The sequence below is a fragment of the Vibrio sp. 378 genome (assembly GCF_033339435.1).
In genome coordinates, this window is the sequence record NZ_JAWOUO010000001.1 from 418201 (window position 1) to 429697 (window position 11497).

Genomic DNA, 11497 nt, shown 5'->3' on the forward strand with positions numbered 1-11497 from the left:
GAGTATAATATTTTAAATAAAAACTAGCATTAAAGCATGAGTAATTCCTCTGTTTTAACTAAGTTAATAATTATAGGATGTGATAATAATTTTAATAATTCAGTCAAAGTGACGGTTGGCTTGGTGTTTATGCCTATTTTGTTGGTGTTAATGTCACGTTGAGAAAATATTTTTCAATAATATAATCTCGGGAAAATATATTTTGCCAAATTACTATGTTCGCTAAAAATACGCTGAAATTAACATTAGGTCTTACGCTTACATCTCTTTTATTGAGTGCATGTGGTGGTGGTGATGGAGGAGACAACACACCTCCAGCTAGAAGCAAAGGAAGCATTTCCGGTATGGTGTTTGACGCCCCAGTCAATGGCGCCAAGATTGAGGTTTTCGAGTTCAAAAATGGAAACTTAGGTCGGAAGTTGGCTAACACGACGTCTGATGCCTTCGGAAACTATCTGCTAGAGTTTGAATCGTCGTCAATGCCTCTTTTTGTTGTTGCAAAAGAGGGGAGTTATACCGATCCGTTTACAAATGAAACGGTATCTGTGAGTAATGCGAAGACACTTAAATTTGAAGGTGTTGTGAACTTTAAAGAGGGGAGTGAGCAAAAGTTAATGCTTACTCCGCTGTCGAACTTGGCAGCAGGCTTGGCAAAGTACAAAATTTCTCAGGGGGCCACAGATGAAAGTGCCTTTTCAACTGCTTTGGATAGTATCAATAGCATGTATGGCTTTGACGTAAATGAGACCAAACCTATTGATATTACCAAAGGTGGGCAAAGCAGCTTTGCTAGTGTAGGGCATCAATACGGCGCTTTATTAACAGCATACTCGTCTTACTCTTACGATCTTATTAAAAAATACGGCAACAGCGATAACGTCTACACTTCGATGCACTTCGCTGACATCCAATATCGGGATGTTATTGCAGATGGTGTTCTTGATGGTCTTGAAGTGAGCCAGACTTCCGGAGCAGTGACTCCCCTCAGCTTTGGACAGAAAAAGATAAACAGCGACGTTTATACACGTGACTTATCTCAACATGTTTTGATCGTGGTAAACGACCCAAGTATCAATATTTCTGGTACTGATGCTGCCGACTATGTCGACTTTAGTAAGAAACTTAATGACTTAGGTACATATGGCAGTACAGATGGCGTCATTCCACCGCGAGATGGGACGGAGATCGATACCACAGCTCCTATCGTGACACGCATTGACCGTGATGTACTTGCTGGCACCGATAAAGTTGATCTAAAAATTGTTGATGATATCGGTGTAGAAGACGTATCCGCCTTTATTCAGTATCAGATTAATGGCTCTTGGTCTGGTGAATTTCAATGTAACGACATACAAGATTTTGGAAGCACATTCTGTTCGGTTGAATTTGATGATTTTGAAGTTGGCCTTCGAGAGACCAACGTTAAAGTTAACATTAATACCAAAGAGATCGATAGTGTGGATATGAACCCTGCCACAGGGCTCTCAAACGTAACAGCAGCACGGTTAGTCTTGTATACAGCGGATGTACTGGGTAATGAGTTAATTCCAGGCAGCCATTCGGGTCTTCATATCAACTTTGAATGGGATAACGATGCGCCTGTTATCGATATTACATCGGCGAGTGCAATTAATAACCAACTTAAAGAATACGTTCTGAAAGGCGTTGTAAAAGAAAGCTCACAAGAGATTAGTTCGGTCAGTATTTCATTTAAAGATGGCTTACATGAGGGCGTCACATGTTCTCCTGTCACTGTAGAGTCTGGAAATGCTTGTGAGTTTAGTAAGGCTTACCCAACTGATGAATTCCTATCTACGACGGTCTTTGAGGTTCGAGCGAGGGATAGCAAAGGCAATACGGGCTCTGCGCAGCATGCAGTAAGTCGTGACGATCAAGCGCCAGCACAGACGATAACCTATCCTGAAGGTACGTCAATGACGTACGTAAATGTGGGTTTAGATGGTGAACGAACCACTTACGATGGTATCTACTCTCAAGAAACGTACACCCCAGACAATGTTCAAGCAAGCCGCGATTTCCTGAAGATTGATTATGCGTACGCAAGTTTAGGGATTCAGAACTCATTAAAAGGGATAGATTTTAGTAACTTCAACGCTAATTTATTGAAAGAGAATAAAATCCCTTATGTTCGTGTGAAAGTTTCAGACGTAAATACCGATACGGTTTTAGGCTCCAACGCTAATAAGCTTAAGCTCGTCGTCAAGTACTACGTAAGCCAAAACAACGATAACAACTACTCACTTCAGCAAGTTATTGACACAACCGCATCAGATGACGATTACATCGCAAAAATTCCGCACGAAACGCTGTTAGATAGCAATGGGCGAGTAGAGGATGTCATCTATTACATTCCTTTTGTAAGAGATATTTTGGGTGACAGCTTTAAATCGGTATCAGAAAACAGTAGTCAAAAGTTAGTCATTCAAACCGTCGATGAGTCTGATAACGAAAGCACTCCAAGAGAAGTATATTTTAGAAGTAGCTTTGACCTACCAACCATAAAGGTGGTGACACCATTTATTGGTGCGCGAGCTCAACTTGAAGGGTTGAGCCCAAGTGGTGAATTCACTTCACTTGCAAGTTGTACCACTATCCAGCAACTGGAAAGTGACCAGTCCATGGCTCTTGACGTAGCGAGCTGTGAAACCACAACTGACGTAGTGAATTATGATTTCATGCGTGTTCGTTTAATTGGTATCGAAGGTAGTGAGCCATACTATTACCAATGGAAAAGAGATCCAGGGACCAAGAAAGTAACGGTTGACTTAAACAAGGCCAATATTGGTGTGTATTTTAAGCTCAAAGGTTCTCAAACTTACTATATTACTGAACTATCGACATATCAGACTGGTTTGTTTGATTTCCAGTGGGATCAAGTGACAGCGGGAGAGAAAACTTCAGAACGTGCGATTCAAATTCTTGATGAGGTGCGCTACGCGTTATCAGGTACGAATAACAACTCATTCTTTGGGTTTGACCCAACGGTTGTGTCTTATGCAACCAATGAAATGCTTACGACTAAAGCGATTCCAGACAAGCCATCAAATGACTATCTACACCGATTCCTTGTTGAAGCAATTGATAGTATTGCCGAGAGAATGCCAAGAAATAACTCATTAGATTTTGCATCTGCTATTTACGATGATTTTAGCTACGATGGAAAAGCAAATGGTATAGGGGCCGGAGGAAGTCAAGTTACGCTCGATTCTTACACGTTTGGCGCTGAAACTTACCGAAAAGATCTGGCGCAATCCTATTATGAAATCATGGCGAGCAAATACGGTATTGAGACCAATATCGCGCAGCTCTATGCTGATGATATTTCGATGGCTAATCCTGACTTAAATGGTAAGAACATTTTTGATACAGAGGGTAGCAGTATCGATACCTTGCCTCCGCAGCCAAAATTAACCATTGAAAGCGGTAGAGAGACGATGGTTGGTAATAGGCTTTATATTGCTGGCGAGGTTGTTTCTAAAATTGTCCTAGACGATCCTTCTGGTATTGTAGGAACCGACGCTTACGGCCCGAAGTTTAGCACGATGTGGTATCAAGCTAATGAGCCAAATATTGAAATACCACTGGACATCAACATCGTAGAAAACTCAGGCAGCAGCAATGCTTATCGAAAAGAGTACTTCTTCACCCTCAACTCCCAGTCTAGTGAACTAAAAGACATTATAGAGTTTGCCGTGGAGACCAGTGCTATGGACCCACATGGCAATGCGTATGGTTATAATGGTAAATCTCCGTTTATAGAATCGGTGTTTATTGATAACGACTTCCCTAAGGCCAGTTATCTTCCACCGAATGATGTCGATGGTAAACCTGTAGAAAACGGTATTTATTTAAATGCGAACAATACTCATGAATTAACCTTCAAGGTTGAGGATATTGTTGGTGATAAGCTTGCCTCGAGGGGCCTTGTTTTCTACCAGCAAACCGGTGAAAAAGTAACATACACACCAGAAAACTTTGCAACTAACTCAAAAGACGCGTTTAAAGTCAAACTATGTACGGGCGAGATTTGTTCAAATCAAGGCTCTACGATTTATCCTGGTGATGGAGATTGGTTAGTTGTTGCCGCAGCAGAGGACAACTTAGGTAACTCCGTTTCAGAGTTAACTAGCACCGCTCCGAGATTCAATATTCGTATCGACTCTGAAGCTCCTATTGTAAAAAGCGAGCAGGTTCAAAGCCGTTTAGGCGGTAATAACCAATGGACACCTGTCATTGATTGGGGGACGTTAAGCTCTGGCAATAACGTAAAAATAGATCTGCGCCGCGGATCTGGTCAGGCTCTGACATTAGAAAGCTGTGACCCTCTAACAGAGGCGTGTGACGTACCATACCTAGTTGGTGAACAGCCTGACGTCAAAGTCCAACTGGTTTCAAAAGCATTTGATTACGATGAATGGAATGAATTTTACGTCACTGCGACGGACAACGCTTACCCTGCCAATGTCAGTACAACAGGGAAATTCACCTTCCAAGTCGATAACAAAGGCCCTGAAATCATCCTAAATACGCCTTGGGTTGAAGACACATTGTCTAAAGAGAACTATGTCATAGGGCGTGAGTTCAATGTGCGATTTAAATCCGTAATAGACGATTCAGACCTTGAGCAAGTCTCGCTGTATCAAAGTGGTAAAGATTCGCCAATTAAGACAATTGTGCCAACGGATTCATCTAAAGAGTTTGTCATGTCTCTTATCAAGAGTGACACAGATAAAATAGACATTTCTGAAGATGAAAAAACAACGTCATTGTATGTAAAAGCAACCGATATATATGGTTTTGAGTCTAGTTCTAACACGCACAAGGTTATTCTTGATCGTGATGGGCCAACATTAGGATTAAGTGGTTTCAATGCGAATGACTACTACTTAGGTAACTATGTCTTTGACCTAACGGCGCTAGACCTAAATGCTAACGGTGATGTTTCAATTAATGGCGTAAATAGAGAAAGCCTAGAGTATTGGACGTTTAGCGATCTGGAACCATTACCTGGCTCTCCTGGTACAAAAATCAATGAGGATCTCAAAGTGAGCCTTGGTGATTTAGGTACGGGTACACACAAGATTCGTTTAAAAGGGTCTGATGTTCGTGGCAACACAACCTTAACCAGTGATGAGCAAGATTTTACCGTCAAAGTGTACAACTCAATCCCGCAGGTGACGCTGGCGATGAGTTACACGGATGGAACGCCAATTACAAACAACACCATCTATCAAGATGGGAATATCGTACTTACGCTTGATATTGTTGATGATAGTGGCGTTGATCGAATTGACTCAACGTATAGATTCTCTGGAGAGCAAAACGGGACTAACTTTACGTTCTCAGAAACCGCAGATGGCACTTGGACTGCAACGTTGCTTTCTACACAAATTGCCAAAGATGGTAATTATGAACTTGATATCAAAGTTTATAACAAAGTTCGTTACCTTGATGAAAAAGACCGAAAGGTTGGAAAAGTAAACCAAACCTTTAGCGTACAGCGTGAAGGCGTGGTTCTAACAGTTGAAAGCCCGCTGGACTTCCAAAATTACTTATCTGATGGTGTTCTTGATGTCACCTTTACTACATTGAGTGCGGTCAAAGCCAAAACGTTAGAGTGTTGGGTTCGTGAAGAATACAACTCTCTAGATGCGCCACCAACTAATGAGCAACCAACTTCTGGTGTTATCAACGTATCGCAAGAACCTTACAGTTGTAGTGTCAATGTTGGGCAAAACATGACCAAAGCACCTGTTACTTTGATCACTAAAACCTTGGGTACAAATGGGCGTGAAACGATCAACAAGTTCAATTTCTCGATGGTGGATATTGATGCACCGACAGTCGTAGATGGTAACTCATACAGTTTTAAAGGAAGTGATGTTTGGTTTGATGAAGCTTTGAAGAAGAAGATGCTCACATTTGAGCTCTCTTTCAATGATGCTTTATCAGGCGTGAATACCGAAAGTTCAGATGAATATCCAAAGTTGGTTCGTAATCTTGGCAACAAAGCTTATACACCAACGACTTGTGCCAAAGGTGTTGGAAATATCAAGTGTACGTATTCTGAATCCTATGCCGATATTATTGATGGCCTGAGTACAACTCAAGAATACAAAATCAAGAACTTATCTGATTTAGCAGGAAACTTGACGCCAGAGCACGATCTACTGCTTGAATTACCTAAAGGTTCGGTAGTCGTTGAAATTACTGATCCGGTTGGAAACACAACCATTAATGGTCAGCAGCTTGTCGCCAAATTCAGAATTAAGCTGTATGAAAACTCTAGACTAGACAATGTGATGGCCAGGTTTGGAACGGAATCCTACAACTATAAAGATAATCCGGAGAAGTTTGCACAATTAGAGGTGTGTGCAGATGATCCAACCTACAAGTGTTCAACATTTACAAGTGAACTTCCTAGCGATGCGGATGGAAAAACGATCAGGACAACGATTACCGCAACGGATGTGTGGTCGAGAGTCGGTGAAGCGACCGTTGATATTAAAGTTGACAACACACCTCCAAGTGTTGGCGATGAGATTATCGTAACCGAATCGCCAACAAATCCTGATAATGTTCGTTTTCGTTTTGACATAACGGACACTGGTAGCAGCCTGGCAACAGTAAACTACTCGGTTTTAAACCCGAGTTATCAAGAAGAAAGAGTAGAGGATGGGAATGGTTCATCTACGTACTTTGAACTACCGAAATCTCAGTTAGAGGGGCGTGGTTCAATCACAGTAGACATCAAAGCGACAGATAGCGTCGGACTGTATTCTGATATCAGAAAAGTCATTGATATTAGTGTTCCTAAAGTCACAGTTGATTTCGATGGAATTACGAGTTTGCAGGGTGGGAAACTGTTTTTAACCAAGGCAAGCCAGCCGTTTACGGTATCTACGGTGGAAGGAGAAAGAGTGAAAGCTTCACAATATTCTGTGGAGCTTATTCCAAGCCTCGGTGATTCCTTGCGTTACTCAGGTGATGTTATCTCATCTAGTGGTAATGGAATGATGAACTTTGCCGTCGATAACCAAGGGTCATATACCCTTAAGGTGACGGTGACGGACTCAGTTGGAAGAGAGAATACAAGCTTTGAATTACTAGGCAAAAGTTATGATGGAAAGGTTATCGAATCTATTGTTGATTATGACGCTCCAAGTATTTCGGGCTTAAGTGCTAATCAAACCTCTAAGGTGCCGACAAACGATAAGTATCAACTAGAAATTAGTGCATACATTACAGATAAAAATTTAAATCTCGTCACGTCAAAAGCGGTGAGTGGTGGTAGCACAGTAGCTCCTCAAGCGATTACTGAGCCGACAACCGAAGCGGGGCCTTATGTCATAAGCTATTTGTTACCGAAAGGCGATCATACGATCACGGTGGCAGCAACAGACAAGGTGGATAACAAGAGTGAAAGTTCTATTGACGCGCATGTGGAAGCGGCAACCGTTCCCGGGCTAAGTATCTCTACCGCCTCAAGCGCCCCTCTTTTTGGAGGCGAAGAGATTACGCTTGCGTTTAACTTTACAGAAGAAGTTACGAACTTTGATATCTCAGATGTCCATCTTGTCGCTAGTGATAGCGGTGTAACAGGAACGTTAAAACAAGATACTTGGTCGACTTCAGACAATATTACGTGGACGGTTAACTATGTCAGCCCAGAAAAACAAGATAAAAATATCACTATTCAGGTAGAAGACAATAGCTATCAAAGTACCAACACAATTCCTGGAAAAGGAAGCAGCTTAAGTATCGCGGTTGAAGGAACCTTACCAAAACTAACCAATGTGACATTTAACCCCGAGCATCAGAGCGTGGGGCAAAGCGTGAGTGTCTCGCTTGAGTTTGATAAAGAGCTCCAAGAGGCGACCGCTACGCTTGGCGGAAATCGCATTAGTTCTCTGTCAGCAACGGCAGATAAAAAGGTCTGGGTTGGTGATGTACAAGTTCCGAGCACCGCGCTGTTAAGTGTCGACTTGGTTGTTAGTCAATTTAAAGATTTGACTGGCAACATAGGTGAGGATAACACCGCTCACGAATTACCGATCACGCCAACCTTAGCCATCACGCCAGTGGGCAATGTGGATGAAACGCATGCCGCCACGCTACAATTCGAAGGCACGTCGACACGTTTTGACGGTCAGTCCCTGCGTCTTGAAGTGAAAGCCCAAGGCAGCGCGATGGTATTGAAAAGCAGCAGCGCAACGGTACAAGCCGGTGGCATTTGGATCAGTGACGCGATTGATATGAGTCATCAAACCAATGGTACTTATACCGTGATGGTGACGGGGACGAACTCAGCGGGCATTGAAGTGAGTGAAAGCCAGAGCTTTACACTCGCGCAATCTCTGCCAACCTTGACTAACGTGACGTTTACGCCTGAGCACCAAGCCATCGGCCAAAGCGTGACGGTAATGCTGGAATTCGATAAAGCATTGCAAGGTGCTGTGGCGGAGTTAGGTGGCACGACGATCACCTCGTTAGTAGCAACCGCGGACTCAAGTGTTTGGACTGGTGATGTGGTGGTACCAAGCACGTCAGAGCTCAATGTGGGGTTGCTTGTTCGTGACTACCAAGACTTATCAGGGAATACCGGTAGTCAGAACACGGCTTACTCCATGCCGATCACGCCAACCTTAGCTATTACGCCAGTGGGCAGTGTGGATGAAACGCATGCCGCCACGCTACAATTCGAAGGTACGTCAACACGTTTTGATGGTCAGTCCTTGCGTCTTGACGTGAAAGCCCAAGGCAGCGCGACGGTACTAAAAAGCAGCAGCGCAACGGTACAAGCCGGTGGCACTTGGATCAGTGACGCAATGGACATGAGTCACCAAACCAATGGCACTTATACCGTGATGGTGACGGGGACGAACTCAGCCGGCATTGAAGTGAGTGAAAGCCAGAGCTTTACACTCGCGCAATCTCTGCCAACACTGACTAACGTGACGTTTACGCCTGAGCACCAAGCCATCGGCCAAAGCGTGACGGTAACGCTGGAATTCGATAAAGATCTGCAATCCGCAGCGGCGGAGTTAGGTGGCACGACGATCACCTCATTAATGGCAACCGCGGACCCAAGTGTTTGGACTGGTGATGTAGTGGTACCAGACTCGTCAGAGCTGAATGTGGCGTTACTAGTTCGTGACTACCAAGACTTATCAGGGAATACCGGTAGCCAGAACACGGCTTACTCCATGCCGATCACGCCGACCTTAGCTATTACGCCAGTGGGCAATGTGGATGAAACGCATGCCGCCACGCTACAATTCGAAGGCACGTCGACACGCTTTGATGGTCAGTCCCTGCGTCTTGAAGTGAAAGCCCAAGGCAGCGCGACGGTACTAAAAAGCAGCAGCGCAACGGTACAAGCCGGTGGCACTTGGATCAGTGACGCAATGGACATGAGTCACCAAACCAATGGCACTTATACCGTGATGGTGACGGGGACGAACTCAGCCGGCATTGAAGTGAGTGAAAGCCAGAGCTTTACACTCGTGCAATCTCTGCCAACGCTGACTAACGTGACGTTTACGCCTGAGCACCAAGCCATCGGCCAAAGCGTGACGGTAACGCTAGAATTCGATAAAGATCTGCAGTCCGCAGCGGCGGAGTTAGGTGGTACAACGATCACTTCATTAATGGCAACCGCGGACCCAAGTGTTTGGACTGGTGATGTGGTGGTACCAAGCACGTCAGAGCTCAATGTGGCGTTGCTTGTTCGTGACTACCAAGACTTATCAGGAAATACCGGTGGCCAGAGCACGGCTTACTCCATGCCGATCACGCCAACCTTAGCTATTGCGCCAGTGGGCAGTGTGGATGAAACGCATGCCGCCACGCTACAATTCGAAGGTACGTCAACACGTTTTGATGGTCAGTCCTTGCGTGTTGACGTGAAAGCCCAAGGCAGCGCGACGGTATTGAAAAGCAGCAGTGCAACGGTACAAGCCGGTGGCACTTGGACCAGTGACGCGATTGATATGAGTCACCAAACCAATGGCACTTATACTGTGATGGTGAAGGGGACGAACTCAGCGGGCATTGAAGTGAGTGAAAGCCAGAGCTTTACACTCGCGCAGTCTCTGCCAACGTTGACTAACGTGACGTTTACGCCTGAGCACCAAGCCATCGGCCAAAGCGTGACGGTAACGCTGGAATTCGATAAAGATCTGCAATCCGCCGCAGCGGAGTTAGGTGGCACGACGATCACTTCATTAGTGGCAACCGCGGACCCAAGTGTTTGGATTGGTGATGTGGTGGTACCAAGCACGTCGGAGCTCAATGTGGGGTTGGTTGTTCGTGACTACCAAGACTTATCAGGGAATACCGGTAGTCAGAACACGGCTTACTCCATGCCAATTACACCGACAATACACCTAGACGTTATCAACGATGTTACTGGAGTGGAAAGCATGACAGTAAGTGGTAGCAGTGAACGGTTTGAAGATGGTGAGTTCATAGATATTAAAGCAGTCGACGCTGATGGTACAGAAGCCACAGGTATGGCTACCGTGCTTTCAGACTCATGGACAACTGATTTAGATCTTTCAGGACTGAAGGAGGGGGTAGTGACGATTTATGTAAATGGTACCAACAAGCTTTCCGCCTCTGCCGAAGAGGCTCAAGCAACATTTAACTATGATCGTTTCGCAAGTACAGCCTCCTTAGGTGCTGTTTACAACCGATATTTTAGTGAGAACAAAACTTTAAAAAATGCGGCATAAATAAAGCGAGCTAAACGCTCGCTTTATTTCTTTGGGACTTTTTGTGATATTTATCAAAATAATTGCCTTTATTGATAAGTTACTCGAATTAATGAATCGTCTTAATACAAGGCTGAATAACTATAATAACTAGGCCAATGTTGCTTTTAGGTGTGTATGAAGTGATTGTGATGGTCGCTCGGCAGGTGCTGTGGTGAATGTGTCGCGTTGAAAATCTTTTTAAATATTATATATTTACGCTCGTTTCTATACTCTGAGTATAGTGTTCTGCATGAGGTCGATGGGTCATACCTCGCCTCTTTAACTCGCGATGAAGCAAATTTAATCCTAGCAAGCTTCAGAGCAGTTACTTTTGTGAGTGCGTAATGCGCTCACCTTTTTATTTAAACTTCCTCAGTAACAGTCAATTTGTTGTTTGTTGCTGAGGAGGGCACCTCATAAACTTCTGAATTTCCTCGTGCTTACCTGAAGCGCACGTTACTACGATTTTTGTTAACTTCAGTCCATAAATTAAATTTTTTTAGATAGTAAGATTTTACCATTTTGACAGAGTGGGTGATGTTACTGGCTTTTATTGTGGTTAAATCGCATGTTTTAATAGTAAAAATCACCATTTTTTTGGTGTTTTTGATTTCGGGCGATTTTTCTATCTCGTTGAAAATAAATGGCTAAGTAAGTAGGATACGCAGACCAAATCGTACTTGTAAGCCTTATCAGCTTAATTGTCACCGCAGCCATAT

1 protein-coding gene is annotated in these 11497 nt (G+C 43.9%); it reads left to right on the forward strand.

Annotated elements, in window-relative coordinates:
- Positions 1-215: 215 nt before the first annotated feature.
- Positions 216-10757: a tandem large repeat gene (locus R7Q48_RS01895; RefSeq protein ID WP_256902761.1), complete on the forward strand. Its 10542-nt coding sequence runs from the start codon at positions 216-218 to the stop codon at positions 10755-10757.
- Positions 10758-11497: the final 740 nt, after the last annotated feature.

What these genes read in the sequence shown, in the direction of transcription:
- R7Q48_RS01895 (WP_256902761.1), top strand. Translation starts at nt 216, where the DNA reads ATGTTCGCTAAAAATACGCTGAAATTAACATTAGGTCTTACGCTTACA.